24 protein-coding genes are annotated in these 25,124 nt (G+C 59.3%); 18 read left to right on the forward strand and 6 right to left on the reverse strand.

Annotated elements, in window-relative coordinates; all coding sequences use genetic code 11:
• Nucleotides 1-32 precede the first annotated feature (32 nt).
• The 3 genes from ACFWW4_RS15690 to ACFWW4_RS15700 all read left to right on the forward strand — a co-directional run bounded on the left by ACFWW4_RS15690 (nucleotide 33) and on the right by ACFWW4_RS15700 (nucleotide 4,054).
• On the forward strand, nucleotides 33-668 hold the full coding sequence (locus tag ACFWW4_RS15690; protein WP_411891724.1) for a hypothetical protein: 636 nt from the start codon (nucleotides 33-35) through the stop codon (nucleotides 666-668).
• Nucleotides 669-1,019: 351 nt separating this feature from the next.
• Nucleotides 1,020-2,468, forward strand: a complete 1,449-nt coding sequence (locus tag ACFWW4_RS15695) for a TrkH family potassium uptake protein (RefSeq protein WP_411891725.1) — start codon at nucleotides 1,020-1,022, stop codon at nucleotides 2,466-2,468.
• A gap of 35 nt (nucleotides 2,469-2,503) precedes the next feature.
• On the forward strand, nucleotides 2,504-4,054 hold the full coding sequence (locus tag ACFWW4_RS15700; protein ID WP_411891847.1) for a 5-guanidino-2-oxopentanoate decarboxylase: 1,551 nt from the start codon (nucleotides 2,504-2,506) through the stop codon (nucleotides 4,052-4,054).
• 8 nt (nucleotides 4,055-4,062) lie between these two features.
• On the opposite strand, the gene ACFWW4_RS15705 is transcribed toward ACFWW4_RS15700, so the two are convergent.
• Complete coding sequence (locus ACFWW4_RS15705) at nucleotides 4,063-5,808, reverse strand: trypsin-like peptidase domain-containing protein (protein WP_411891726.1); 1,746 nt, start codon at nucleotides 5,806-5,808, stop codon at nucleotides 4,063-4,065.
• Between the two features lie 174 nt (nucleotides 5,809-5,982).
• Here ACFWW4_RS15705 and ACFWW4_RS15710 point away from each other — a divergent pair, with 174 nt between their 5' ends.
• The 9 genes from ACFWW4_RS15710 to ACFWW4_RS15750 all read left to right on the forward strand — a co-directional run bounded on the left by ACFWW4_RS15710 (nucleotide 5,983) and on the right by ACFWW4_RS15750 (nucleotide 17,239).
• Nucleotides 5,983-6,903, forward strand: a complete 921-nt coding sequence (locus ACFWW4_RS15710; RefSeq protein WP_411891727.1) for a glycine--tRNA ligase subunit alpha — start codon at nucleotides 5,983-5,985, stop codon at nucleotides 6,901-6,903.
• Entirely contained in the window at nucleotides 6,903-7,424 is a 522-nt protein-coding gene (locus ACFWW4_RS15715) for a DUF6446 family protein (protein WP_411891728.1), read from the forward strand. The genes ACFWW4_RS15710 and ACFWW4_RS15715 overlap by 1 nt, the downstream gene beginning before the upstream one ends.
• A complete protein-coding gene (gene glyS, locus ACFWW4_RS15720) occupies nucleotides 7,424-9,625 on the forward strand; it encodes a glycine--tRNA ligase subunit beta (RefSeq protein ID WP_411891729.1) in 2,202 nt (733 codons plus the stop codon). Before ACFWW4_RS15715 ends, glyS begins: the two co-directional genes overlap by 1 nt.
• A gap of 78 nt (nucleotides 9,626-9,703) precedes the next feature.
• Nucleotides 9,704-12,253 (forward strand): putative PEP-binding protein, encoded by a 2,550-nt coding sequence (locus ACFWW4_RS15725; protein WP_411891730.1) that lies wholly within the window; start codon nucleotides 9,704-9,706, stop codon nucleotides 12,251-12,253.
• Between the two features lie 202 nt (nucleotides 12,254-12,455).
• Entirely contained in the window at nucleotides 12,456-13,115 is a 660-nt protein-coding gene (locus ACFWW4_RS15730) for a cell wall hydrolase (protein WP_411891731.1), read from the forward strand.
• Nucleotides 13,116-13,211: 96 nt separating this feature from the next.
• A complete protein-coding gene (locus tag ACFWW4_RS15735) occupies nucleotides 13,212-14,132 on the forward strand; it encodes a dihydroneopterin aldolase (protein ID WP_411891732.1) in 921 nt (306 codons plus the stop codon).
• Complete coding sequence (gene folP, locus ACFWW4_RS15740) at nucleotides 14,129-15,142, forward strand: dihydropteroate synthase (protein WP_411891733.1); 1,014 nt, start codon at nucleotides 14,129-14,131, stop codon at nucleotides 15,140-15,142. The genes ACFWW4_RS15735 and folP overlap by 4 nt, the downstream gene beginning before the upstream one ends.
• Nucleotides 15,139-16,482: a phosphoglucosamine mutase gene (gene glmM, locus ACFWW4_RS15745; protein ID WP_393930949.1), complete on the forward strand. Its 1,344-nt coding sequence runs from the start codon at nucleotides 15,139-15,141 to the stop codon at nucleotides 16,480-16,482. Before folP ends, glmM begins: the two co-directional genes overlap by 4 nt.
• 85 nt (nucleotides 16,483-16,567) lie before the next feature.
• On the forward strand, nucleotides 16,568-17,239 hold the full coding sequence (locus ACFWW4_RS15750; protein WP_411891734.1) for a hypothetical protein: 672 nt from the start codon (nucleotides 16,568-16,570) through the stop codon (nucleotides 17,237-17,239).
• Here ACFWW4_RS15750 and ACFWW4_RS15755 read toward each other — a convergent pair.
• Genes ACFWW4_RS15755 through ACFWW4_RS15765 form a run of 3 tightly spaced genes read right to left on the reverse strand, consistent with a single transcriptional unit; the run spans nucleotide 17,210 to nucleotide 18,798 of the window.
• Nucleotides 17,210-18,115 (reverse strand): DMT family transporter, encoded by a 906-nt coding sequence (locus tag ACFWW4_RS15755; protein WP_411891735.1) that lies wholly within the window; start codon nucleotides 18,113-18,115, stop codon nucleotides 17,210-17,212. The genes ACFWW4_RS15750 and ACFWW4_RS15755 overlap by 30 nt on opposite strands.
• 18 nt (nucleotides 18,116-18,133) lie before the next feature.
• Nucleotides 18,134-18,478 carry an antibiotic biosynthesis monooxygenase family protein gene (locus tag ACFWW4_RS15760; protein ID WP_411891736.1) on the reverse strand — a complete coding sequence of 115 codons (345 nt, stop codon included), beginning with the start codon at nucleotides 18,476-18,478 and terminating at the stop codon, nucleotides 18,134-18,136.
• Nucleotides 18,475-18,798, reverse strand: a complete 324-nt coding sequence (locus ACFWW4_RS15765) for an NIPSNAP family protein (protein ID WP_411891737.1) — start codon at nucleotides 18,796-18,798, stop codon at nucleotides 18,475-18,477. The genes ACFWW4_RS15760 and ACFWW4_RS15765 overlap by 4 nt, the downstream gene beginning before the upstream one ends.
• 72 nt (nucleotides 18,799-18,870) lie before the next feature.
• Between ACFWW4_RS15765 and ACFWW4_RS15770 the strand changes: the two genes are divergently transcribed.
• Both ACFWW4_RS15770 and ACFWW4_RS15775 read left to right on the forward strand, forming a co-directional pair.
• Nucleotides 18,871-19,557, forward strand: coding sequence for an ArsR/SmtB family transcription factor (locus tag ACFWW4_RS15770; RefSeq protein ID WP_411891738.1), 687 nt, complete (start codon nucleotides 18,871-18,873; stop codon nucleotides 19,555-19,557).
• 52 nt (nucleotides 19,558-19,609) lie between these two features.
• A complete protein-coding gene (locus ACFWW4_RS15775) occupies nucleotides 19,610-19,774 on the forward strand; it encodes a hypothetical protein (protein WP_411891739.1) in 165 nt (54 codons plus the stop codon).
• Nucleotides 19,775-19,845: 71 nt separating this feature from the next.
• On the opposite strand, the gene ilvC is transcribed toward ACFWW4_RS15775, so the two are convergent.
• Complete coding sequence (gene ilvC / locus ACFWW4_RS15780) at nucleotides 19,846-20,868, reverse strand: ketol-acid reductoisomerase (protein ID WP_411891740.1); 1,023 nt, start codon at nucleotides 20,866-20,868, stop codon at nucleotides 19,846-19,848.
• A 137-nt stretch (nucleotides 20,869-21,005) separates the two neighbouring features.
• Between ilvC and ACFWW4_RS15785 the strand changes: the two genes are divergently transcribed.
• From ACFWW4_RS15785 to ACFWW4_RS15800, 4 genes are all read left to right on the forward strand, one after another.
• Complete coding sequence (locus ACFWW4_RS15785; protein WP_411891848.1) at nucleotides 21,006-21,461, forward strand: Lrp/AsnC family transcriptional regulator; 456 nt, start codon at nucleotides 21,006-21,008, stop codon at nucleotides 21,459-21,461.
• On the forward strand, nucleotides 21,458-21,910 hold the full coding sequence (locus ACFWW4_RS15790; RefSeq protein ID WP_411891741.1) for an Lrp/AsnC family transcriptional regulator: 453 nt from the start codon (nucleotides 21,458-21,460) through the stop codon (nucleotides 21,908-21,910). Before ACFWW4_RS15785 ends, ACFWW4_RS15790 begins: the two co-directional genes overlap by 4 nt.
• An 81-nt stretch (nucleotides 21,911-21,991) precedes the next feature.
• Nucleotides 21,992-22,717 carry a GGDEF domain-containing protein gene (locus ACFWW4_RS15795; protein ID WP_411891742.1) on the forward strand — a complete coding sequence of 242 codons (726 nt, stop codon included), beginning with the start codon at nucleotides 21,992-21,994 and terminating at the stop codon, nucleotides 22,715-22,717.
• A gap of 80 nt (nucleotides 22,718-22,797) precedes the next feature.
• Nucleotides 22,798-23,925 (forward strand): aminotransferase class V-fold PLP-dependent enzyme, encoded by a 1,128-nt coding sequence (locus ACFWW4_RS15800; protein WP_411891743.1) that lies wholly within the window; start codon nucleotides 22,798-22,800, stop codon nucleotides 23,923-23,925.
• On the opposite strand, the gene ACFWW4_RS15805 is transcribed toward ACFWW4_RS15800, so the two are convergent.
• Complete coding sequence (locus ACFWW4_RS15805; protein WP_411891744.1) at nucleotides 23,922-25,112, reverse strand: UbiH/UbiF family hydroxylase; 1,191 nt, start codon at nucleotides 25,110-25,112, stop codon at nucleotides 23,922-23,924. The two genes, ACFWW4_RS15800 and ACFWW4_RS15805, sit on opposite strands and share 4 nt — an antisense overlap.
• Between the last annotated feature and the right edge of the window lie 12 nt (nucleotides 25,113-25,124).

Raw genomic sequence — 25,124 nt, forward strand, 5'->3', positions numbered from 1 at the left:
TCGACGGTTCTAGTGTAGCTAGAGGAAATGAAATGGATAAAGATGCGCGACGTGCGGCGATCGAAATAGCAGAGACAGTCGTTGGTTCTAGTCTTCCCGAAAGACTTCGTGAGTTGCTTATAAATGAAGGGGAAGTACGATTTGCACCACCCGACGGTGTCGGGGCAGATCCCATCTTTAGGCTGTCTTCAAACCCCGATGGCGCTGCGCTCTTTGCCGATCAGCAAGGAAAAGAAATGTCAGAACTGCGCAGTTGGGACAACGACGCCGATGGTTGGGAGTACACCGAGAAAGCGTTTCTGGCCCTAGAAAATGGTTGCGGTGATTCTGTACTCTTGGCTCCAGATCAAAGTGGCATTGCGCGAAAGTTTGTATTTTGCAACCATGAGACTGGCGAGCTAGAGCTTTGGTCGGATGATGTAGAAAAACTGCTTCACCATCCAGACGAAGATTTCCGTGAAAGCGCTGACGAATTGGCGGTCAACATACCCGAGAGCGCAATCGCAGCTGCCGTTCATACGGCATTACGACGTTCGGGCGGAAGCAACGATCTCAATCGTGAACAGTTAGCAGCCTTGTTGGAGCAAGCAGAGATTTCGCCAGATGAAATTGAAGATGTTATGGTGTTCATGGGCGAACTCGGAATTGAGATCAACGACGAGCGGTAGGCAGCTATAGTTAGTAACCGTCGTTGATGCATGTCGCAGCATCGAGCACTTTGGGCTCGTTGCAGCCATTCGTATCCTCAGGATCAAACGCGAAACAAACCTTAACACCACGTTCACATTTGCACCGTACGCTGCGTTAAGGGGCTTAGATTGCCGCTGTGGGGTCCGATGCAAGTCCGACGTTTTGCCGACGCGACGCCGACCGGCCATTGGGCCAGCAAAACCTTGCGTTAACGATGATTGGTCACCTTCCGGCCGATGACCGGTGTTGCGTGACCCCGGCGCTCCCACCGAACGTTGCGCGCCCCGCCAGTTCTTGACACCGCCCATCGGTCGGGCCAACCCTGCGGCATGGTTGATTTGCGCCCAGTGGGATATGTCATCGGTCTGCTTGTGGCGTCGCTTGGGCTCACCATGCTGGCCCCGCTGGTGGCCGACCTGCTGGCGGGCAACGATCACTGGTTCGTCTTCTTCGAAAGCGCGGTCATCACGGTCCTGACCGGCGGGCTGATGGCCATCGCTTGCGCCAACGGGGTGACGGCGGGCCTTTCCTTGCGCCAGACCTTTCTGCTGACCTCGCTGGTGTGGCTGACGCTGCCTGTTTTTGGCGCGATCCCCTTTGTTCTTGGCGCGACGGAGGCGTCATTTACCGATGCGTTTTTCGAGGCGATGTCAGGCCTGACCACCACCGGTGCGACCGCCCTGCGCGGGCTGGAAAACCTACCTGACGGTCTGCAGCTGTGGCGCGGCATCCTGCAATGGCTGGGCGGGGTCGGGATTGTCGTTGTGGCGATGGTTTTCCTGCCGGAACTGCGGGTCGGGGGGATGCAGATCTTCCGATCCGAAGGCTTTGATACTTCAGGAAAAATCCTGCCTCGCGCCGGTGAGATCGCAAGCCGGATTTCGGTGATCTATGTAGGGCTGACCATTGCCTGCGCGCTGGCCTATTCAGCGACCGGGATGAATCCGTTCGACGCCATGGTGCATTCCATGACCACCGTGTCCACCGGCGGGATGGCCAATTACGATGCCTCGTTCGGTATTTTCGGGGCCGGTGTGCATTATGTGGCGATTGTCTTCATGATCCTCGCGGCCCTTCCCTTTGTGCGATTTGTGCAGCTTCTGGCAGGCACAGCGCAGCCCTTGTTTCGGGACAGGCAGATCAGGGGATTTATGCTGACGCTGGCGTTCAGCGTTCTGCTGGTGGCGTCCTGGCTGTGGGGCCGGGGCGGGGCGGTGACCGAGGGTACATTTCGCGATGCGCTGTTTAACGTCACCTCAATCATGACAGGCACCGGTTATGCCAGCGCCGACTATATGGGCTGGGGCACCTTTCCGGTGGCGATGTTCTTTTTCATCGGGTTGATCGGCGGTTGCGCGGGCTCAACATCCTGTTCCGTCAAGGTTTTTCGCTATCAATTGTTGTTTGCCGCTGTCAAAAGTCAGATCCGCCAGATCCATTCCCCCCACGGCATTTTCACGCCCCGCTATGATGGCCGCCCGATCAGCGATGATGTGATGAACTCGGTCATCGCGTTTCTGGTGGCGTTCATCCTGTCGCTCGGCATCACGTCGGTGCTGCTGGGGATGACCGGTCTTGATTTCATCACATCCGTGTCCGGTGCGGCCGCAGCGATTGCCAATATCGGCCCCGGTCTGGGGTTGGAGATTGGCCCGGCAGGCAACTACGCCAATATCAACGACACCGCCAAATGGATCCTGGCGATCGCGATGTTCGTGGGGCGCTTGGAGATCATGGTGGTCCTGACCATCTTATCCATCAAATTCTGGAGAAACTGATGACCGAACGGCCCCTTGGCGCCCAGATTTCCCATATGCTGAAGGATCGCGGGGTCGACGTGATTTTCGGCATCCCCGGCGTGCATAATCAGGAAATGTATCGCGGGATCGAAGAGGCCGGGATCACCCACGTTCTGGCCCGCCACGAACAAGGCGCAGGGTTCATGGCTGACGGCTATACGCGGGCGACAGGCAAGCCGGGGGTGGCCTATGTGATCACGGGGCCGGGTCTGTGCAACATCATGACGCCGATGGGGCAGGCCTATTCCGACAGCGTGCCGATGCTGGTGATTTCAAGCTGTCTGGATGAAACGGCGGCCAAGCGTGGTCAACTGCACCAGATGAAAGATCAGGAAGGGGCGGCGCGGGCTGTGTGTGACTGGTCCGAGACGGCGCGGACAGCAGAGGCGGCGTATGGGTTGATCAACCGAGCCTTTCAAGAATTCGGAAGTTTGAGGCCTCGGCCCAAGCATATTCAGGTGCCGATTGCTGCGCTTGAGGCCATTGCAGAGCCGCCGGACCAGATGTGGGCTATGGCCGAGGGACCAGTTGAGGCGTCTTATGGTGTGGGCGTTGCAGTCCGATACCTTAAGAGCTCAAAAAGGCCACTTTTCATATTTGGAGGCGGTTTGTGGCTAGCTGCCGCAGCACGTGACGTCGTCACAAAAGTTGGTGCGGCCAGCTTCACAACGTATGCAGGTCGGGGCTTAATCGCGGCTGACGATCCACTCCATTTCGGTGCTTTTTTGGCGCGCGCCGGTAGCGCTGATGTGATCGCGTCAGCGGACTGTGTGATAGCAGTTGGGACGTCCTTAAGTGAAGTTGATCTGTGGCGTACCAAACTTGGCCATCGTGCTCCGATGATGCGCGTCGACATTGACCCGGCTGTTTTGAACGACGAGCAGGGCAGTCAGGTTGGTGTTCTTTGTGACGCCTCCTCATTCATGCGGGCATTAGCGAGAGAGTTAACCGAAGAAATGTTCAATTCAAATTGGTCTCATCAGGAAGTCCTGAACGCGAAGACCAAGTGGCGCGCTGAAATTGACGCTGAACGCCCCGGTATCGTGCCTGTCGCCGCCGCCTTGAAAGAGGCGCTCCCGACCGACACCATGATCTATTCCGACATGACCCAATTCGCCTATGCCGCGAAAGAGGTCTACCCCATGGATCGCCCGGCTCATTGGCACCACCCTTACGGCTTTGGCACACTGGGCTACGCACTCCCCGCAGCGATTGGTGGTAAGATCGGGGTGGGGGATCAGCCTGTCATTGCGATTCTTGGCGATTATGGTTTTCAGTACACTGTGCAGGAACTCGCCGTGGCTGTCGAACTTGGTCTGACCCTGCCCATAATCATCTGGGATAATGGCAAGCTGGGTGAGATTGAGGACAGTATGGTCCGCGCCCAGATTGCCCCAAACGCTGTCGTGCAGCGCAACCCGGATTTCTGCAAATTGGCAGAGGCGTATGGGGCCGCTTCAGCCGCGCCGACTGATCTGGCGGCGTTTCAGCAGGCGATCAAGGATGCGCTGGCGGCAGATGGGCCAACGATCATTCATGTAAAGTCAGATATCGCGCTGAAGTGAAGGCAGACCTACCAGCAGCTGACCAGCACAGTGATGTCCGCTGCCCGGCGCGTCAGCGCCACGGGTGATATAGGGCTCGATGCTTCGGCCAATTGCGGTGTCACGCCCTGCGCCGTTAGCACATCGACAATCTGCTCAGTATCCAGCGAAAAATTCACCTCGGGTGGCAAGACCTGGGTGGCGCCGTCTGCACGGGGCTTCAACATGCCGATCACAAGGCCCGCATCGTCAAAGATGGGCCCACCGGCATCCCCTTGCTGGGGCAGGATCGACAGGCGTTTGATCCGATTGTCGCCATCAAGGCCGCGAATATCAACGACCTGACCGAATGTCAGTGTCGGCGCGCTGAGCACGCCGTTGAACGGGTAACCCGCCACCGCGATCTGGTCCTGCAGGCGCGGCACCGCTGTCAGGAAACGCGCCACATTCAGCGGGGCAAGATCGCCCAGTGGACGCAACACGGCAATACCAAGGTCATCGTCTGTGAACACGACCTCCGCGTCGTCTTCGCGGTCAAAGGTGATGCGTTCGCAGCTTTGCACGGCCTCCGGCGTTGTCACCACGACCCCATCATCCGACACGAAAAAGCCAGAGCGTGACAGACGCGGTTGGCGCACGGATAGCCCTGCCACCATGTCAATCGCCTGATCCTCGCCTGGGGGCGCGATATTGGGGTCAAGCACACCGGGCAGGCGTTCAAAGCTTGCTTCCATTTCTTCGATCACGCGCAGGCGGCGCTGGTCGTCGCCGAGCGGCCAGACCAGCGTGAACCCTTTGATCGCGTTGTCCTGCAATGTCACGCTTGTATAGGAATGGATACCCCGACCGATCCCCTCAATGACAAAGCCGTCGCGGCCACGGCTGCGTGGTCCGTCGGGCGGCACAATGTCGAGGATCTGGAACACCTCATAAAGGCCGACCATTTTCCCCTCATCGCCTTCCTGACTGATGAAAAGCACCTGCGCCTGAGGGACATCGCCGCTCGCGTCAAAGCGCACGAAGGGCGGTTTGTATTCGGTAAAGGCCACCACATCGGTGGGGATCCGCATCTGGATGCCGGATGCGTCATCGCGCACCAGACGCATGTTCAGCCCTTCCAGAACGCTGTTGTATTGTTCAAACAATAGGGCCCGCTGGCGCGTCGTCAGAACGCCGGTAGGTTCCTGGTTGTTGGCTGTCTGCCAGGCCTGCATGGCCCCGCGTGTGCCACGGCCGAACGATCCATCAATCGCCGCGTCATAGAAACCCGCCCATTGCAGCGCTTTCTGCAATGCCTCGCGGTCTTCGCGCGCCAGGGCAGCCTCGGATGCGCGGGCCTCCTGCGGCGTCTCATCTGGTGCGTCAAACGGATCGGTCGGGATCGCAGTATCGGTGGTTGCTGGGGGTGCGATCACAGGGTCGGCTGGTGGCTGGACCGGCGTGCGCGCGGCACTGCCCCCGATGGGCCAGAACTGCTGCTTGAAGAATTGACCATTCTTGACAAAGCTGTCGGGTGGGACAGCACCTCGGCCCAGAAGGCTGGCCAGTGCCGTTTCGGCCCCGCGTTCGTTGAACGGACCGATGAAGATGCCGTAGAAACCATCGCCCAGGTAGAACCCGGCCACGTCATCCAGACGACGTGCATATTCGCGCGCGCGGTCCTGCGCGCCTGTCAGTGTCTGCCGTGCTTCGATCTGGACCCAGAAATTGTCCTGCGCGGCTGCCGATACCGTCATCCCCAGTGAAAAAATGATAATCGCAAGTGCTCTGACCATCGATGTCCCAATACCGTGTTGAGTGGTGTCAACTGACTGGCCCCGTCTTGCCCAAGACGCAAGAGTAAGCGCGGTAAATTCTACGCAATCTGCCCAATAAGTCGCAACCCGTTGCCCAATTGACCCTTGTCGCCCGGGGCCCTATTGAACGCCTAATCGCAGACGAGGGTTAAGATGGCGGAAAAACCACGCAGTTTTCAGGAAATCATCCTGCGGCTTCAGGCCTATTGGGCCAGCAAGGGCTGCGCGATCCTGCAGCCCTACGATATGGAAGTGGGGGCAGGCACCTTTCACCCCGCCACGACCCTGCGCGCGCTGGGCAGCAAGCCTTGGGCAGTGGCCTATGTGCAGCCCTCCCGCCGCCCAACAGATGGCCGTTATGGCGAAAACCCAAACCGTTTGCAGCATTATTATCAGTTTCAGGTCCTGATCAAACCGTCCCCACCCGAGATGCAGGAGCTTTATCTTGGTTCGCTTGAGGCGATCGGGATTGATGCCACGATGCACGATATCCGCTTTGTCGAGGATGACTGGGAAAGCCCGACGCTGGGTGCCTGGGGCCTGGGGTGGGAGGTCTGGTGCGACGGCATGGAAGTCAGCCAGTTCACCTATTTCCAGCAGGTCGGCGGGCATGATTGCAAGCCTGTCTCGGGCGAGTTGACCTATGGGTTGGAACGTCTCGCGATGTATGTTTTGGGCGTCGATCACGTCATGGATATGCCGTTCAACGACCCCCAGACACCCATTGCGCTCAGCTATGGCGATATCTTCAAGCAGACCGAACAGGAATACGCCCGCTGGAACTTTGACGTGGCCGATACAGATGTGCTGCTCCAGCATTTCAAGGATGCTGAGGCCGAATGCCAGCGGATTTTGGACGAACCCGCCGAGGATCCAAAGACGGGCCTGCGGATCATCATGGCCCACCCGGCCTATGACCAATGCATCAAGGCGTCCCATGTTTTCAACCTGCTGGACGCGCGCGGCGTGATCTCGGTCACTGAACGGCAGGCCTATATCGGGCGGGTCCGGGCGCTTGCCAAGGCCTGCGCGGACGCATTCGTGCAGACCGAAGCGGCTGGGGCTGCCGCCTGATGGCACGTATCGCAATTGTGGGAATTCTTATGCTGGCTGTCACCGCAGGTGCGTTGCTTTATTACCAACAGGTCTATGCCTACTACACCCAGGTGCAGGCGGAAAATGCTGATGTCCGCCTGATCAATCTGGTCACCGGCGAGGCAGAGCCGATTCTGTTTGACAACTTTCAGGCGATCGATGCTGACAGCAGCCCAATCCGCTATCGCGCTTGCTTCACCACGCCGCTGAGCCTGGCCACGCTGACCGAAACCTTCGTGATCCGTGACGATGCGGAACCACGCACGGCCCCCGGTTGGTTCGACTGTTTCGATGCAGAGCAGATTGGCGCTGACCTGCAAGGTGAGGCGATTGCCTTTCTTGGCGTCGAAAATATCCACTACGGGATCGACCGTATCGTGGCCGTCTATCCCGATGGCCGGGCCTATGCCTGGCACCAGATCAATGAATGTGGCGAGGTTGTCTTTGACGGCAACCCTGTCCCCGAAGGCTGCCCGGCCAGACCAGAAAGCACCGATTGATGCCCGATCTTCTGATTGAACTTTTTTCCGAGGAAATCCCTGCGCGCATGCAGACCCGCGCGGCTGAGGACCTGAAGAAACTCGTGACAGATGGCTTGGTCGAGGTCGGACTGACCTATGCGGGGGCGGCTGCTTTCTCGACACCGCGCCGCCTGACCCTGTCGGTTGAGGGGCTGACGGGCGAAAGCAAGCCTGTGCGCGAGGAACGGCGCGGGCCAAAGGTCGGCGCGCCGGATAAGGCTGTCGAGGGGTTTTTGCGCGGGGCGGGGGTGGCCCGCGAAGACCTTGAGGTGCGCGATGACAAGAAAGGGCAGGTCTATTTTGCCGTCATCGAAAAACCAGGGCGGATGGCGGCGGATATCATCGCCGAAGTGCTTGAGGCCACGATCCGCCACTTCCCTTGGCCCAAATCAATGCGCTGGGGTGATGGCCCGCTGAAATGGGTACGTCCGCTGCACGCGATCCTGTGCATTCTGGTGGATGAGGCCGGGGCCGAGGTCGTGCCGCTGGATGTGGATGGCATCGTATCGGGCAATACCACACGCGGGCATCGTTTCATGGCGCCCGATCCTTTTTCTGTCACGTCTTTCGATGATTACGAGGCAAAGCTGAAGCGCGCCAATGTCGTCCTGCGCGCCGATGAACGGGCCGAGGCGATTTGGGCAGAGGCCACAAATCAGGCTTTTGCGCAGGGTCTTGAGGTGGTCGAGGATCGCGGGTTGCTGGCTGAGGTATCCGGGCTGGTCGAGTGGCCGGTCGTCCTGCTTGGCAGGATCGACGAAGATTTTCTGGGCCTGCCGCCAGAGGTGCTGCAGACGTCGATGAAAGAACATCAGAAATTCTTTTCCGTCCGCAACCCCAAGACAGGGCGGATTGAACGGTTTGTCACAGTGGCGAATATGGAAACCGCCGACAATGGTGTGACCATTCTGGCGGGCAATCAGAAAGTGTTGGCGGCCCGGTTGGCCGACGCGAAGTTCTTTTGGGAAAATGATCTGCGCACGGTCAAGACCAAGGGGCTTGAAGGGATGGCGGCGCCGTTGGCCGATGTGACGTTCCACAACAAGCTGGGGTCGCAAACGGACAGGATCAAACGGATCGAAGCCCTGGCGCGGGAGATTGCGCCAAGTGTGGGCGCGATGCCTGATCTGGCGACCGAGGCTGCGCGGATCTGCAAAGCTGATCTGGCGTCTGAAATGGTCTATGAGTTTCCTGAATTGCAGGGGTTGATGGGCCGCTACTACGCAGAAGCTGCCGGGCATGATGAAGGTGTGCCCGAGGCCTGTGAAGAGCATTGGCAACCGTTGGGGCCCTCAGACGAGGTACCGACAGCGCCGGTGTCCATCGCCGTGGCGCTGGCGGACAAGATCGACACCCTGACCGGGTTCTGGGCGATTGACGAGAAACCGACCGGGAGCAAGGACCCGTTTGCGCTGCGCAGGGCTGCGTTGGGGGTTATTCGGTTGGTTTTGGAGAATGAGAGACGGATTCCATTGTCAGATGTTGCATTCACAAGCGCTCGCTCATTTGGTGCAAATGCAGCAAAAGAAGCTCTAAAGCAAAGAGCTACAAACTCAGTTGATGCGGATTGGGACAACGGGGAACCAGTCGCAGCAGACTTGAAATCAGCCATCAAGAACTCTGCAGGCGCAATGTTCAATGCAGATGAGGCGACACGCGACCTGCTCTCGTTCTTTCACGACCGTCTCAAAGTTTTCCTCAAAGACAAAGGCATCCGCCACGATATCATCGACGCCTGCATTGCAATGCCCGGCAATGATGATCTGACCTTGCTCGTCAAACGGGCAGAGGCTTTGGCTGCCGTGCTGGCCACCGATGACGGTGAAAACCTGATCCAAGGGTTCAAACGTGCCAATAACATCCTGACCCAAGCCGAGGAAAAGGATGGCGTTGAATACTCCTATGGGGCGGATGTGAAATACGCCGAAGAACCCGCCGAGAAGGCGCTGTTTGCCGCTCTTGATGCTGCAGATGCAAAGATCGCACCGGCTATGAAAGCTGAGGATTTCAGCACAGCGATGACTGCTATGGCAGCACTTCGCCGGCCGATTGACCAATTCTTCACCGATGTGCAAGTCAACGCCGATAGCCAGATATTGCGTCGCAACAGGCTTAACCTGTTGTCGCGCATCAGGAATATCTGCCTGAGCGTCGCCGATCTTACGCAAATCGAAGGCTAGACGAAAGTCAGGGAAACTTTCCTATACAGGTCATCGTTTTATCGCCTATGCTGCACCTGAACAATAAACGGTGCCGCAGTGCAGCAACAGTCGACATATAAGCAGCTGACGCTGATCACCCCAACCGCCGCGATGCACGCGTCGGTGCATGGTGGGCGGGCGAAATGTCTGCAGCGTCTGATCCGGCTGGAGATGCCGGTTCCGGTGACGGTTGCCTTGTCATTTGATGCCGTACAGCAGATCGCACGCGGGCAATCGGTGGATATGGATGCCTTGATGGCACCTTTTGGGCCGCAGCCGCTATTATCGGTACGCCCGTCCAGTCAGGACCCCGATTGGGGCGGCCCCAGTGCGATTCTCAACATCGGGATGAACGACGCCCGCCACGACGCCATGTGCGAGACGATGGGCGAATGGGCGGCCTCGGCCATGTATCTGCGTTTTGTGCAGGCTTATGCGATCCACGTTGCGCGGCTGGACCCGGATGAGTTTTACCTGCCCGATGTGCCCGACAGGCTGAGCCTGAAGGCCATGCTGGACACTTACGAGGCTGAGACGGACGAGCAGTTCCCGCAGGATCCGGCGGTTCAACTGACGCAAGTATTGCGATCCATGGCCCGCGCTTGGGATGGCACCACAGCCCGCCTGTTGCGTCAGGCCAAGGGCGCGCCGCAGGATGCGGGCCTTGGTCTGGTGGTGCAGGCGATGGCGCTGGGCGTGGGGCAGGGCGAATGTGGGTCCGGCGTGATCCAGTATGTGGATAGCACGACCGGCGTGCCCCAGATCACCGGCCGCTATATGAGCCAAAGCCAGGGGCGCGAGGCGCTGGGCGCGGCGGAGGGGGCCATTTATCTGACCCGTGATCCCCGTGGTCCATCATTGGAAGACCTGTGTCCGGATGCGTTTGCCGAACTGGTTGCGTTGCGCGATATCTGCCGCGGCTACCTGCGCGAGGAAATGCAGGTCGAATTCACGATTGAAAACGGCAATCTGCATATTCTGGATGCGGTCCGCGTACAGCGGTCCTCCCGCGCCTCCGTCCGGATTGCGGTCGCATTGGCCGAGGACGAGATGATCCCGCGCGAAGAGGCAGTGTTGCGGGTGGAACCTGCGGCCCTGTCGGAATTGCTGCATCGTCAGATTGATCCGCTGGCTAAGCGCGATCTGATCGTGCGGGGCATTGCCGCCAGTCCGGGTGCGGCAACGGGTCGGATCGTGCTGACCGCGAATGAGGCGCAGGCAAGTGCTGCACGGGGTGAGGCCTGTGTGCTGGTCCGGCGCGAGACGACGCCAGAGGATATCCGCGGTATGCATGCGGCCCAGGCTGTACTGACCATGCGCGGTGGTGTCACCAGCCATGCCGCTGTGATCGGCCGCGGGCTGGGTGTGCCTTGCGTTGTGGGTGCGTCGGACCTGTCGATCGATTTCAAAAAGCGGCAGGTCATTGCGCCCAATGGCCGCCGCTTTGCTGCAGGCGATACGATTACGGTCGATGGCACAACGGGCCAGATCCTTGCGGGCGAGCCACCGATGCTGGAGGCCGCATTGGACGATGCCTTTCAGACCCTGCTGCAATGGGCCGATGAATTCCGTGATATCGGCGTGCGTGCCAATGCCGACACACCTGCGGATGCGCAGACTGCGCGCAACTTTGCCGCCGAAGGGATCGGCCTCTGCCGGACCGAGCATATGTTCTTTGAAGGTGAGCGCCTGCGCGTCATGCGCGAGATGATCTTTGCCGAAGGTGGCGATGACAGACGCGCTGTGCTGGACCGGTTGTTGCCCATGCAGCGCGCCGATTTCCGTGCCTTGTTCGAGATCATGCAGGGGCGCAATGTCTGCGTGCGCCTGTTCGATCCGCCGCTGCACGAGTTTCTGCCATCGGACAAGGCCGGGCTGCGTGATCTGGCGGGGCAGATGGATGTACCGCTCCACGAGGCGACCGCCCGGGTCGAGGCATTGAGCGAATATAACCCGATGCTGGGGATGCGTGGCGTCCGGCTGGGTATCGCCATCCCGGAAATCTACGACATGCAGGCCCGCGCGATTTTCGAGGCGATCGCCGCTGTCATCAAATCCGGTACAGAGATCACGGTCGAGATCATGATCCCGCTGGTCAGCGCCATGCGCGAGGTCGAACTGGTCAAGGCCCGCGTCGATGGGGTGGCCAATGCGGTGATGGCCGAAACCAGAACCGAATTCGAATACCGCCTTGGTGTCATGGTTGAAACGCCTCGCGCGGCTTTGCGTGCACAGGATATCGCCGAACATGCGGCATTTCTGTCCTTTGGCACCAATGACCTGACACAGATGACCTATGGCTTGTCGCGCGACGATGCGGGCCGTTTCATGTCGGCCTATGTCCAACAGGGGGTCTATGCCGAAGACCCGTTTCACACGCTCGACATCGAAGGGGTGGGCGAGTTGATTGCGCTGGGCGCTGAACGGGGTCGGGCGGGGCGCAAGGACGTGATCCTGTCGATCTGTGGCGAGCATGGAGGCAGCCGGTCGGCCATCGCGTTCTGCCGGACACATGGATTTGATTACGTGTCATGTTCACCCTTCCGGGTCCCTGTTGCGCGACTCACCGCCGCACAATTGGCGCTGCAGGATCGGGTCGTAAGTTAACAAAATCCAAGGTTTTGTGGCATTTATGCGCCTTCCTACGCGATATTGGGTGACAATCCCTGTTTGCAACGTGGGGGCTGTTGCGTGTCCGGCGACAGTCCTGACCTAGGGGTAGACGTAAGCGTCACTTTCGCCTAAAGACACGATCGCTTGCGCGGGAGCTACCTCCGCGCTTTTCCTGGGTGGGAAAAGGATAATGATTATGAAGGCGTTTCGTGCCACATTCCTTGTGGCGCTTCTATCATGTTTTGCGTCTGCCGCTGCGGCAGACGAGGTTCTGGCCAGCCGCCTTGGCGCGCTTTTGGGTCAAGAACGTCAGGCCCTTGCTGTAGTGCCTGACAGCCGTCTGGCCGCTTTGACAAGCGTGCCGTCCGCGCAAGAGCGCGGCGTTGAGACCCAAAGCGGTGTGATCTATGATCGTGCATTTCTGGCCTCGCAGCCTGCCGCCGACGGCAACAGCGAATGGGAATGTCTGGCCGAGGCGCTTTATTTCGAGGCGCGCGGCGAATCCGTGCGCGGCATGTTTGCCGTGGGCGAGGTGATCCTGAACCGGGTCGACAGCCAGCTTTTTCCCGATACGCTTTGCGCGGTGATCAATCAGGGTACCGGGCGACGCTATGCCTGCCAGTTTACGTATACCTGTGACGGTCTGGCCGAAAATATTGCCGAACCACGGGCCTGGGAACGGGTCGGCAAGGTTGCCCGTCTGCTGGTCGATGGTGTCCCACGCGCGCTGACCGGTGGTGCCACGCATTATCACACCAAGGCGGTCAACCCGTCATGGGCGCGTGTCTATCCGCGCACGGCGTCCATCGGATCGCATTACTTTTACCGCAAACCGACGCGGACTGCATCCAATTAGGGTCGCTTAACGGGGCTGCGGCGTCGCCTTGCCTCCTTGCCCCGGCCTGCTGTCACTTGTATCGAACGCGTGTAATCTTCGCGTTCGGACCGTGCCATGACAGATGATATTCGCCTTGCCTTTGCCCATCCAAGCGAGCGGGCCGAGGCGAGCAGCCAGACCCCATGCGACCGTATCTCTTTGCGCGATTATGTCGTCGAGGTCGAGATTGGTGCGTTTCAGCAGGAACGCGGCAAGTTGCAGCGCGTCCGCTTTAACGTGGTGGTCGAGGTGCTGCCGCTGAGCGGCCCGATCGACGATGATGTAGACCGCATCCTGTCTTATGACAAAGTGACCGAGGCGATCGGGATCGAGCTTGAGGCTGAACGCCTGAACCTGTTGGAAACACTTGCCGCCCGGGTGGCGGAACGCATCCTTCTTGAACCGCAGGCAGAGCGGGTATTTGTCCGGATCGAAAAGCTGGATCGCGGTCCCTTTGCCTTAGGGGTTGAGATCGTGCGGTCGCGCGATGGCGTGCATCTGGCCGGGCAGGATCATGTGGAGGCCCCGCATCCGCGTGTCGTCTATCTGTCCAATGCGGCTGTCGCGGCACCCCATTTGGGCGATTGGATTGATCAGTTGGCGGCGATGGATGCACCTCTGATCCTATGCGTCGGTGCTGCTGAATTGCCCGCGCCGCAGGCGGGCAATGCCCTGGCGCAACGCCGGATCGACCTTTTGGCCATTGAACAAAACGCCTGGACTTTGGCCGCCCGTGACCGCCGCTGCAAGGTGGTTGGTACAAGGACGGAGTTGGATTGGGCGATGAAAAACGGCCAGATATGTATCTGGGCCCCGTCCAAGATCGTGCTGGATGCGGTGGATGGCCCGTCCGCCAGCCCGCGCGACGCGGTGGCGCTGGTGGCATGGTTCGCTGCTGAAATGGAAGCGATGGAATTGCTGGTGATTGGTGACGATGCGCCAGAGGCGGCGATGCCGGTGCGTGTGGCAGATGTCAGTGCCACATCATTGCAATGAAGCGTTATTATCGCCCATGGGTGCAGACCGGGCCAAACCGGCCCGCTGATGCACTGCCCCTCGCTGGCGGCTGGGCATGGTTCAGCCACGTTGCTGTGCATCAGCGCGGCGCGCCTTTGCAGCATGTACCAGCGGCGAATATACCGGCCGCCGTGCTAACCTTACTAACAGCGCCGCGGGCCGCAATTGCCGGTCTCTCCATGGATCAGCCACGGATCATGGGTATCCTGAATGTCACGCCAGACAGTTTTTCGGATGGTGGTCGGTTCACCGATCCTGATCTGGCCGTTTCACATGCCACTCAGATGATTGCGGCGGGGGCGGATATCATCGATATTGGCGGGGAAAGCACGCGCCCGGGCGCCGGTGAGGTTGATATGGCGGAGGAGGTTGCCAGAACCGCCCCGGTTATTGGCGCGTTGCGGGCCGCAAGCGACGTCGCCATTTCCATAGACACGCGCAAGGCGGCAGTGGCCGAGGCAGCGGTCAACGCCGGGGCCAGCCTGATCAATGATGTCGCGGCGTTCACCTTCGATCCGCGTCTGGCTGATGTGGCGGCCAACGGCGGTCTGCCGGTTTGCCTGATGCATGCGCAAGGTGATCCCAAAACAATGCAGGCCGATCCGCGCTATGATGACGTACTGCTCGATGTTTACGACTTCCTCGAAGACCGCATCGCAGTGGCCGAGGCTGCGGGAATCGCCCGAGACCAGATCATCGTTGATCCAGGTATCGGCTTCGGCAAAAAGGTCGCGCATAATCTGGCACTCTTGAGGGGGCTGGCGTTATTTCACGCGCTGGGCTGCCCGATCCTGCTGGGCGCATCGCGCAAGCTGTTCATCAGCGTGCTGGGCGGCGGCGATGCGGCAACCGACCGACTAGGGGGATCTGTCGCTGTCGCCCTACATGGCTTGCGTCAGGGGGTGCAAATCCTGCGGGTCCACGATACATTCGAGACCAAACAGGCGTTCGACCTGGAACAGGCAATCAGCGGGGCACAGCGACAATGACACGCAAGCTTTTCGGGACCGACGGGGTGCGGGGCAAGGCAAATGCCTATCCCATGACAGCAGAGATGGTGTTGAAGGTGGGCGCGGCCGCCGGGCGCTATTTCCGGCGCGACGGGTCCAATGTGCACCGGGTGGTGATTGGCAAGGACACGCGTTTGTCGGGTTACATGTTCGAAAACGCGCTGACGGCAGGTCTGACAAGTACGGGCATGAACGTGCTGCTGCTCGGGCCTGTGCCCACCCCTGCCGTGGGCCTTCTGACCACCTCGATGCGTGCCGATGTGGGGATCATGCTTTCGGCCAGCCACAACCCGCATCATGACAACGGGATTAAGTTTTTTGGCCCTGATGGGTTCAAACTATCGGATGAGGCTGAGGCCGAGATCGAAGAGTTGATCGCGGGTGAGATTGAACCGGCACAGGCGCAGAATATCGGGCGCGCGAAACGGATCGACGATGGGCGCTTCCGTTATGCCGAACGGGTCAAATCCACCTTTCCGGCGGGCATGCGCCTTGATGGTCTGAAAGTGGTGATCGATTGCGCCAATGGCGCGGGCTACAAGGTGGCGCCGGAGGTTTTGTGGGAACTGGGCGCAACCGTCATCCCCGTGGGTGTCACGCCGAACGGCTATAACATCAACGATGGGTGCGGTTCGACCAGCACCGCCTTGGCCGCGCAGACCATCCGAGACGAAGGGGCCGATGTTGGCATTTGCCTTGACGGTGACGCGGACCGAGTGATGATCCTCGACGAAAATGGCGCCGTTGCCGATGGCGATCAGATCATGGCCTTGATGGCGGGGCGCTGGGCCGATCAGGACCGGCTGAACGGGGGCACACTTGTCGCGACGGTGATGTCGAACCTTGGTCTGGAGCGCTATCTGGACGGGCGCGGGTTGCGGCTGGAACGCACCGCCGTCGGTGACCGCTACGTGGTTGAAGCGATGCGGGCCAATGGTTGGAACCTGGGTGGTGAGCAGTCGGGTCATATCGTGATGACTGATTTCGCGACCACCGGTGACGGTCTGCTGGCCGGGCTGCAGTTTCTGGCGGCTATGGTCGAGACTGGTCGCAAGTCGAGCGAGCTGAGCCGGAGTTTTGAAACCGTTCCGCAAATGCTCAGAAACGTACGCTATGCAGTGGGACAGGACCCTTTGAATGCGGACACGGTGCGCAAATCCATTGCCGATGCAGAAGTACGTTTGCAGGGCAAGGGTCGGCTTTTGATCCGGAAATCCGGGACCGAACCGCTGATCCGCGTGATGGCCGAATGCGAGGATGACGGGCTGTTGGGCCAGGTCGTCGACGGGATCGTGGCCGAGGTCGAAGCGGCGGTCTGACCTGGTTAGTGTCGACAGACACAGTCACTTTGACATTCATTTGGTAGTGAACCCCATCTGGCGATGCATCTGCATGGGGGCTGCTATGACCGCACAACACCTTGCCGTACTGGCACAATACGCACCAAATCCGGGAACGATCACGCATAATCAATCGAACGGGGGTGCTGCGGCCAGCGTAGGCTATAGCTGTCATCTGGCCATGATGCACTGGGCCTTTATGGCCCTCAATTGCACGGGCGCTGAAGCGAATGCGGCGGTCAGTCGCATCTTTCGTGCCTATTGCGCAAATTGTGTGGATGGGTCGGTGCATGACCGTGGATTTGGAAACGGAATTCACGCGGCCTATGGGCAACTCTTCTGCAAAGAGGCGCGGACGGTGGCGGACAATGCCAGCTTGTACAAGCTGGCGGAAGTGGGCGATGTTTTGATCACCGGACCGAAAGAGTTTCCAGCGCATAGCATGGTCGTGTCAGGCCGCATGTGCAACCTGATGCAGGTCAAGCGTGTCATGGTTCGGGGTTTCAACAATCTGGGGACATTGGGCACCGGGGAAAAGGACGCGCATGATATGCTGTCGCATAATGTCATGGACGACCGCTACTGGCGCAGGGATCCTGCCAAACCGGATCACACAGCGCAGACTAAATTCGGGATGGCCGCGGCCTCCCTTTCTATCATCAAACATGCTGATTTTATCGAACGTGCCCGCACGGCCTTGATTTTGTCACGTGTTCCGCGTCAGGAGGCGGCGTAGACTGCCCCATTGGCTAATCGCCAGACCGGTCAGGATCAGCCCAAGTGCGGCAAAAAACCGAAGCGGCAACACCTCGTTCAGGATCAGCACGCCAAAGATGACCGACCAGAGCGGAACCTGGTAATTCACAAGTGTCATGAAAACAGCGCCTGCCGAACGGATGGTGGCGACCCTGATCAATGCGGCCAATGCCGTCGGAATGAACCCCAGAAATAGGATCGCCCAGGTGGCCCGAGCCGTTCCGATATCGGGCACGCCCTCAATCCATAACATTGCCGGGATCAACGCCATCGCGCCCACCGTCAGCAAGAGTGCCGCCATGGTAGTCGGGTCAATGGGCGGGCAGCGCCGGGTCATGATGCTGGACACTGCATAGGACATGGCCGCTGCGACGCAGGCAATCTGGCCCAACGGTTCCATTCCCGTCCCGATCCGCAAAACGCTCGGGCCGATCAGAACCACAGCGCCGATGAACCCTAGAACCACGCCAATTGTATTGCGCAGGCTCAGTTTTTCGTCGGTGAAGACATGAGCAAGTGGCAGCACGAATAGCGGCAGAGCGGCCATTGAGATACCTGCAAAGGCGGAAGGTACAAATTGCTGCCCCCAGCTTAGCAACGCGAACGGGACGGCAGTGTTGAGTATACCTATCGCCAGCAGGTACTTGAGCATCCGTGGGGTAAAGGCAGGGAGGGGCGACCCCGTGACCCGCATCAGGATCAACAGGGCTGCCGCGCCCAGACTTGTCCGGGCGCACGCGACGGTGAATGGCCCATACCCTTCCAGCGCAATGGCCACCACCATGAAGGTACCGCCCCAGATCAGGCCAAGTGCTGCAATCGACAGCCAATTGCTGAGCGTGGGTTGGTTTGCCATATCTGTGGGGGGCTTTCGTCAGCGATGAATGTCCAGACTGTCTTTGGGCGCTTGGACGCGATCATGCAAGCCGTAGTCGCGCGCGACCTCTGCCACGCGTAACCTGTAATCGGCGAACATACCCGACCGTCCGGCGGTTTGGGTCGTCCGGTGTTTGGGCATGTTGCGCCAGCGCGCCACGGCCGCTTCATCTTCGAAAAAGGACAGTGACAGCAGCTTGTCCGGGTCTGACAGGCTGCGGAACCGTTCAACAGATATGAAACCGGGCATGTTTTCCAGCATCTGTCGCAAATCTGCAGCGTGGTGCAGATAATCGTCGATCTGGTCCTGTTTCGGCTGCACCTCGAATATGACGGCAATCATTCTGTGTCTCCATGTGGGGTTGAGGCGAGACGCAGAAATGTGCGGTCCTCGCGCAGGATAAACTTTTCGCGCTGCGCAAAGGCATAGTTTTCCGCGCCCAGCGGGTCGGTGGCCAGCCTTTGTCGATAGGCCTCGTAAGCGGCGAGTGAGGGGACGTTGTAAATACCGTAAGCCAGCGTGGATGAGCCTTCGTGCGGTGCGTAATACCCGATCAGATCCGCCCCATTGCGCGGAATGGCCTGACCCCAGTTGCGGGCATAGGTTTCGAACTGAGATGTCTTGGTGGGGTCGATATGGTACTTGATGATGCAGGTCAGCATGGGGTGCTCCGTTTTGATATGCCCTATGTCTAGCGGATTGAATGCGGTGAATGCTTCGGTTAACGTCGAACTATGAAAGAAGGTCCCGATATCTCTCGTGTTGCCGCGCTGATCGGTGATCCAGCGCGGGCCAACATGCTGATGGCGCTGATGAACGGCAAAGCGTTGACCGCCAGCGAATTGGCGGCAGAGGCAGGTGTCACCGCCCAGACCGCCAGCGGACATTTGGGTAAGCTGCAAAGCGGTGATCTGGTGCAGGTGCGCAAACAGGGGCGGCACAAATATTTCGCGCTGGCAAATGCCGATGTGGCCGCCGCGCTGGAAGGGCTGATGGGATTGGCGGCTGGCCAGTTGCGCACGCGGACCGGGCCGAAAGACGCGGCATTGCGCCACGCGCGGGTCTGCTACAACCATCTGGCAGGGCAAAAGGGCGTGCAGATGTATGCCAGCCTGCTAAGGCGCGGATTGGTGCGCGAAGACCGTGATGAGGTAGCCCTGACACCGGACGGTAAATCCTTTGCGGAAGAGTTCGGGATCGATCTGGACGGGCTGACGTCCAGCAGGGCACCGCTTTGCCGGTCCTGCCTTGATTGGAGTGAACGGCGCACGCATCTTGCAGGTTCATTAGGGCGGGCGATGCTGACGCGGATGGAAACGTGCGGCTGGGTGCGGCGGGATGCCGATAGTCGCGTCATTCTGTTCAGTCGCGATGGATCAGCGGCCTTTGAGGCCGCTTTTCCGGTGATTATGGAACCATGAAGCCTCATCCGGGTTGTATTCGCGAATGCAATCTTAGATGGAGGAATATATCATGGGTGGTGAATTTCTTGTCCCGGCGCTGGCCTTTGTAACCATGACCCTTGCGATTGTCTTTGCCTTGTGGAGCAAGCATCGCACGGAAAAGAGGATGGCGGACAACCCGCGTCCGAAGTCATCATTGGCCAAAGACGGCCCCGGCCCACAGCCGTTTCGCTAAAGAAAAGGCCCGGTCGCTGACCGGGCCTTTCTTTTGAACAGGATGGGTCAAGACCCATCTTACGGTGCCGATCAGTTCTTTGCTTTGTCGACCATCTTGCCTTCGGAAATCCAGGGCATCATGGCGCGCAGCTTTTCACCAACCTTTTCGATCTGGTGTTCATCGTTGATCCGGCGCGTCGCCTTGAAATATGGCTGGCCGACAGCGTTTTCCTGCATGAAGTCACGCACAAACTTACCGGTCTGGATGTCGGTCAGTACGTCCTTCATCCGCTTCTTGGTCTCGTCATATGGCAGGATGCGCGGGCCGCTGACATATTCACCATATTCAGCCGTATTCGAGATCGAGTAGTTCATGTTGGCGATCCCGCCTTCATAGATCAGGTCCACGATCAGCTTGGTTTCGTGCAGGCACTCGAAATAGGCCATTTCGGGTTCGTACCCGGCCTCGACCAGCGTTTCGAAACCCATCCGGATCAGTTCCACGATCCCGCCGCAGAGTACGGCCTGTTCCCCAAAAAGATCGGTCTCGCATTCCTGACGGAAGTTGGTCTCAATGATGCCGGAACGCCCGCCACCAATGGCTGAGCAATAGGAGAGGCCGATTTCCAAGGCCTTGCCGGATGCGTCGGTATCAACGGCTACCAGACATGGCACACCGCCGCCTTTCGTATATTCGCCGCGCACCGTGTGGCCCGGACCCTTGGGGGCCATCATGATCACGTCGACACCAGCCTTGGGTTCGATCAGGCCGAAATGCACGTTCAGCCCGTGGGCAAAGGCAATGGCAGAGCCTTCGCGCAGGTTGTCATGCACGTATTTCTTATAGGTTTCGGCCTGCAATTCATCGGGCATGGTGAACATGATTACATCACACCAGGCCGCAGCCTCTGCAATGCCCATAACCTGCAAGCCCTCACCTTCAGCCTTGGCGGCAGAAGGAGAGCCCTCACGCAGAGCGACGACAAGGTTCTTGGCACCACTGTCGCGCAGGTTCAGCGCATGGGCGTGGCCCTGGGAGCCGTAGCCCAGAATGGCGACTTTTTTGTCCTTGATCAGGTTCACATCGCAATCGCGATCATAATAAACGCGCATGGTGGCGGTCCTTTGTTTCTTGGGTTGCTTTGCCGGTCTTGTACCGCGGCGCCGCGCGGGGTGGGAGGGTTGTTTTGTGAGTATTTTTGGAAGAAAGAAGATTGTTATTCGCTCAGATCGTATTTATGGCCAATACTATGCTTGATGATATGGATCGCGCGATTTTGCGGCAGCTACAGGTTGCACCTGCCATGACCATGCCGGAACTGGCGGAACGGGTGGGCGCCACGCCAGCCCGCGTGATCCGCCGTGTTGACCGGATGATGGCCGACGGCATCATTGCAGGCCAGCGCGCGGTGATCGATTGGCGTGCGCTGGGGTTTGCTGTGCATGTGTCCTTGCGCATCACGCTGGACAAAACCGTGACCCGCGCCTTTGACGATTTTCTGGCCGCCGCTCGCGAGATGCCCGAGGTGCTGGAAATCCAGACCTTTCTGGGTCGTGTCGATGTGCGCCTGTCGCTGATCGCGCGTGATCTGCCGGATTACCAGCGGCTCTACCGCGACCGTATTCTGACCTTGCCGCATATCGCCGATATCGAGGCGTTGATGGATGTGTCCAATGTGAAATCAGATATGCGGCTGCCGATATGACACTGGATGATCTGGACCGGCAGATATTGCAGGCGCTGCAGCGAGATGCCGCGCTGTCGACGACGCGGCTGGCCAAGCGGCTGGGGTTGAGCCAGCCCGCCACATGGCGCCGCATCCGGCGTCTGCAGGATGCTGGTGTCATTGCCGGGCGGCGCTTGCTGCTGGATGCGGAAAAGGTCGGATTTGGGGTGACGGTATTTTTGGGGGTCAAACTGGCCACCAAGGGCCGGGTCAGCCTTGAGGATTTCGAGCGCGCGATCGGGGCGATCCCCGAAGTGCAGACCGTCGATCATGTGCTGGGGCTTTATGATTATCGCCTGCGCGTCGTGGCCCGCGATCTGGCGGATTTTGAGCGGGTGCTGCGCCGCCGGATCATGACGCTGCCCGGGGTCGGGGATGTCGAGGCTAATGTGCTATTGTCCGAAGAGCGACGCCCGGGACCCATTTAGACGGTCTGGCTTAACTCTTTTCTCATCTTGCTGATCCATCTTTGCCGCCATGGGTATGTGCGTGCGAAAATGAGACTTGGTTTGTCATCTTGGTGGGGCGTGATGGTGGCGGCGGCCCTCACAACGGTTGCAGCCGTTGTTGTGTCGGAGTTCTTTGTCTTCCTTCTGTTTCCGGGACAGGATTTGATGGCCGCGCTCACCATTTCACCCATCGTCACAACCATCACCGCATTTCCATTCTGCGTCTTCGTGTGGTCGCAGGTGCGAAAGAACATCCAGCTTGGGGCCGAACTGCAGAGGCTGGTCAATCGCGACAGGTTGACAGACGCAGCGACACGGGATTTTTTCTTTGCTCGTATGCGCGCGGACCCACAGGCATACGGCACATCGCTGATGGTCGATATCGACTTCTTCAAGACGGTCAATGACACATTCGGCCATCTGGCCGGTGATGCGGTAATCAGTCGGGTCGCAGGTATCCTTCAGGAAAACACTCGCAAAAAGGATATTGTCTGCCGGTTCGGCGGTGAGGAATTCATCGTCTTCCTTTATGATGAAGGGCCGTCCGGCGCGTTCAGCATTGCCGAACGTATGCGCCGCGCAATTGCAGATGACGTTGTCGATTATCAGGGGAAGTCGTTGTCTGTGACGGTGTCCATCGGCGGATCGCTGAAAGAACAGGTTGAACACATCAATCGGGCCATTCAGCAGGCCGATGAGGCGCTTTACCGGGCAAAGACCGGGGGGCGGAACCGCACGATATTTGCATCAGATCTGTCATCAATCCCGAATGCGCCGGCCGCGTAATGGGCGCGGGTATACCAAAATAGACTTTGCGTTCGGACCGCCTGCCGATTACCCAAGGGTATCATGACAGGGAGGCTACAATGGATGGTGCTAATGCGCAGGTTGATCCGGATGGATTGATGGAGTTTTCGGTCGTCTTTACCGACCGGTCGCTCAACCACATGTCTAAAGCCTTTCAGGGCGTGATGACAGATATCTCTGCCATGCTGAAAGATGTCTACAATGCTGATCACGTGGCGATCATCCCCGGCGGCGGAACCTACGGGATGGAGGCGGTCGCACGACAGTTTGGCCGTGACGCCCATGCCTTTGTCGTCCGCAACGGATGGTTTTCCTACCGATGGAGCCAGATTTTCGAGGCCGGACAGTTTACCGCCAAAACCACCGTGATGAAGGCGCGGCAGGCGGGCAACGATACGCGCGCGCCATTCGCGCCAGCGCCAATTGACGATGTGGTTGCGGCCATCCAAGAGGCCAAGCCGGATGTCGTGTTTGCCCCGCATGTGGAAACCAGCGCGGGCATCATTCTGCCGGATGAATACCTGACGGCGCTTGCCGCCGCCGCCCATGAGGTTGGCGCGCTGATGGTGCTTGACTGCATCGCATCCGGCTGCGCTTGGGTCGACATGAAGGCAACAGGGGTCGATGTTCTGATCTCGGCCCCGCAGAAGGGCTGGTCCTCGACCCCGTGTGCCGGGCTGGTGATGATGTCGCAGCGTGGGGTCGACCGGATGGCGGATACAAGCGCTGATTCATTCGCCGTCGACCTCAAGAAATGGCACAGCATCATGCAGGCCTATGAAAACGGCGGCCACGCCTATCACGCGACCATGCCTACCGACGGATTGCGGGCGTTTCGGGATACGATGCTGGAAACAAGGGAATACCGGTTTGAGCGGCTGAAGGACGCGCAATGGGCGTTGGGCAATGCCGTGCGCAAGGTGCTGGCGGATAAGGGCATTCGGTCGGTCGCCGCGGATGGGTTCGGCGCCCCCGGTGTCGTGGTCAGCTACACCGACGATCCGGACATTCAGAACGGGTCGAAATTCGCCGCGGCAGGCATGCAGATTGCCGCAGGTGTGCCGCTGCAATGCGATGAACCTGCAGATTTCCGCACATTCCGGCTGGGGCTCTTCGGGCTGGATAAGCTATATGATGTGGATGCAACACTGGCGCGGCTGGTGCCGGTCCTTGATCGGGTTCTTTAGCGGGCGCCGAGGCCCAGTTCCATCAATGTCCGCCGGATCGGGGTGATGCCGAACAGCGCCTGAATACCTTTGGCCCGCAAATCCTGCACCATCGGGCTGCCCGCGATTGAGGCCCGGTTCAGCGCATCAATTCCGGTCACGCGCAATCTGATGTCCGGGTGACGCTGGCGCGCGTAACTGTCCAGCATCTTTGGCGTGCCCAATTGGTCGGGCTGGGCCTGTGCCAGATCAAGCAGGCAGGACAGATCTTTCAGTGACATGTTCAGCCCCTGCGCCCCGATCGGTGGCATGACATGCGCGGCCTCGGCCACCAGTGCGGTGCGCGGGCCGGTCAAATGATCTGCTATCTGGCTGATGATGGGCCAGACATGGCGCGGCGCGGCCAGTGTCAACGGACCATAATGCCAGGCGGATCGTTCATTCGCCGCCGCCTCGAACTGGTTTTCGGGCAGGCCTGCAAGCCGCATCGCCTCCGCCCCGTGGTCCATCCACACAACGGCAGAGCAGGGTTTGCCCTCATGATCCGGCAGGGGGACGAGCGTGAACGGACCGCCGGATTGGTGAATTTCAGTCGAGACATTATTATGCGGCGCGTCATGGGTGACCGCAAATGTCACTGCCTTCTGCCCGTAACGCTTTGTTTTCACGCCAATCCCGGCGGCCGCGCGTACCGGAGAACCGCGACCATCCGCGCCGATCACCAGTTGCGCACTGATCTGGCTGCCATCGGTCAGGTTGACGAGTGCTGCGTTGGTGCGGGCCACCATGCTGGCAAAACCGGTGCCGGGGCGGAAATCGACATTGGGCAACGCTGCTAGCCGCGCCACCATTTCCCGCCGCAACAGCCAGTTGGGCAGGTTCCAGCCAAACGGCTTGTCAGAGATATCGGCGGCATCAAAATCGCGCACCACAATTGGTTCGGCAGCGGCATCAACAATACGCATCACCTGCAAAGGCGTCGCATCGGGGGCCAATCTGTCCCACAACCCGGCGGTTTCCAGAAACTGTTGGGCCGGTTGCAGGAATGCGGTGGTGCGTAAGTCGGCACCGTCCGCATCGCGGGCCGTGACAGGCGGGGTCGGATCGACAATGACCACGTCAAACCCTGCGGTGCCAAAGGCGGCAGCGGCTGTCAGACCGGCGACCCCGCCGCCGGCGATCAGAATGTCAGCGTTTTTGCGTTCCATGCCCAGCGACAT

The organism is Yoonia sp. SDW83-1, from assembly GCF_046762885.1.
Lineage (GTDB): Bacteria > Pseudomonadota > Alphaproteobacteria > Rhodobacterales > Rhodobacteraceae > Yoonia.

Bases quoted from the DNA above. Each gene is read 5' to 3' on its own strand.
- ACFWW4_RS15690 (WP_411891724.1), top strand. From the start codon at position 33: ATGGATAAAGATGCGCGACGTGCGGCGATCGAAATAGCAGAGACAGTC.
- ACFWW4_RS15695 (WP_411891725.1), top strand. From the start codon at position 1,020: ATGGTTGATTTGCGCCCAGTGGGATATGTCATCGGTCTGCTTGTGGCG.
- ACFWW4_RS15700 (WP_411891847.1), top strand. From the start codon at position 2,504: ATGCTGAAGGATCGCGGGGTCGACGTGATTTTCGGCATCCCCGGCGTG.
- ACFWW4_RS15705 (WP_411891726.1), bottom strand. From the start codon at position 5,808: ATGGTCAGAGCACTTGCGATTATCATTTTTTCACTGGGGATGACGGTA.
- ACFWW4_RS15710 (WP_411891727.1), top strand. From the start codon at position 5,983: ATGGCGGAAAAACCACGCAGTTTTCAGGAAATCATCCTGCGGCTTCAG.
- ACFWW4_RS15715 (WP_411891728.1), top strand. From the start codon at position 6,903: ATGGCACGTATCGCAATTGTGGGAATTCTTATGCTGGCTGTCACCGCA.
- glyS (WP_411891729.1), top strand. From the start codon at position 7,424: ATGCCCGATCTTCTGATTGAACTTTTTTCCGAGGAAATCCCTGCGCGC.
- ACFWW4_RS15730 (WP_411891731.1), top strand. From the start codon at position 12,456: ATGAAGGCGTTTCGTGCCACATTCCTTGTGGCGCTTCTATCATGTTTT.
- ACFWW4_RS15735 (WP_411891732.1), top strand. From the start codon at position 13,212: ATGACAGATGATATTCGCCTTGCCTTTGCCCATCCAAGCGAGCGGGCC.
- folP (WP_411891733.1), top strand. From the start codon at position 14,129: ATGAAGCGTTATTATCGCCCATGGGTGCAGACCGGGCCAAACCGGCCC.
- glmM (WP_393930949.1), top strand. From the start codon at position 15,139: ATGACACGCAAGCTTTTCGGGACCGACGGGGTGCGGGGCAAGGCAAAT.
- ACFWW4_RS15750 (WP_411891734.1), top strand. From the start codon at position 16,568: ATGACCGCACAACACCTTGCCGTACTGGCACAATACGCACCAAATCCG.
- ACFWW4_RS15755 (WP_411891735.1), bottom strand. From the start codon at position 18,115: ATGGCAAACCAACCCACGCTCAGCAATTGGCTGTCGATTGCAGCACTT.
- ACFWW4_RS15760 (WP_411891736.1), bottom strand. From the start codon at position 18,478: ATGATTGCCGTCATATTCGAGGTGCAGCCGAAACAGGACCAGATCGAC.
- ACFWW4_RS15765 (WP_411891737.1), bottom strand. From the start codon at position 18,798: ATGCTGACCTGCATCATCAAGTACCATATCGACCCCACCAAGACATCT.
- ACFWW4_RS15770 (WP_411891738.1), top strand. From the start codon at position 18,871: ATGAAAGAAGGTCCCGATATCTCTCGTGTTGCCGCGCTGATCGGTGAT.
- ACFWW4_RS15775 (WP_411891739.1), top strand. From the start codon at position 19,610: ATGGGTGGTGAATTTCTTGTCCCGGCGCTGGCCTTTGTAACCATGACC.
- ilvC (WP_411891740.1), bottom strand. From the start codon at position 20,868: ATGCGCGTTTATTATGATCGCGATTGCGATGTGAACCTGATCAAGGAC.
- ACFWW4_RS15785 (WP_411891848.1), top strand. From the start codon at position 21,006: ATGCTTGATGATATGGATCGCGCGATTTTGCGGCAGCTACAGGTTGCA.
- ACFWW4_RS15790 (WP_411891741.1), top strand. From the start codon at position 21,458: ATGACACTGGATGATCTGGACCGGCAGATATTGCAGGCGCTGCAGCGA.
- ACFWW4_RS15800 (WP_411891743.1), top strand. From the start codon at position 22,798: ATGGATGGTGCTAATGCGCAGGTTGATCCGGATGGATTGATGGAGTTT.
- ACFWW4_RS15805 (WP_411891744.1), bottom strand. From the start codon at position 25,112: ATGGAACGCAAAAACGCTGACATTCTGATCGCCGGCGGCGGGGTCGCC.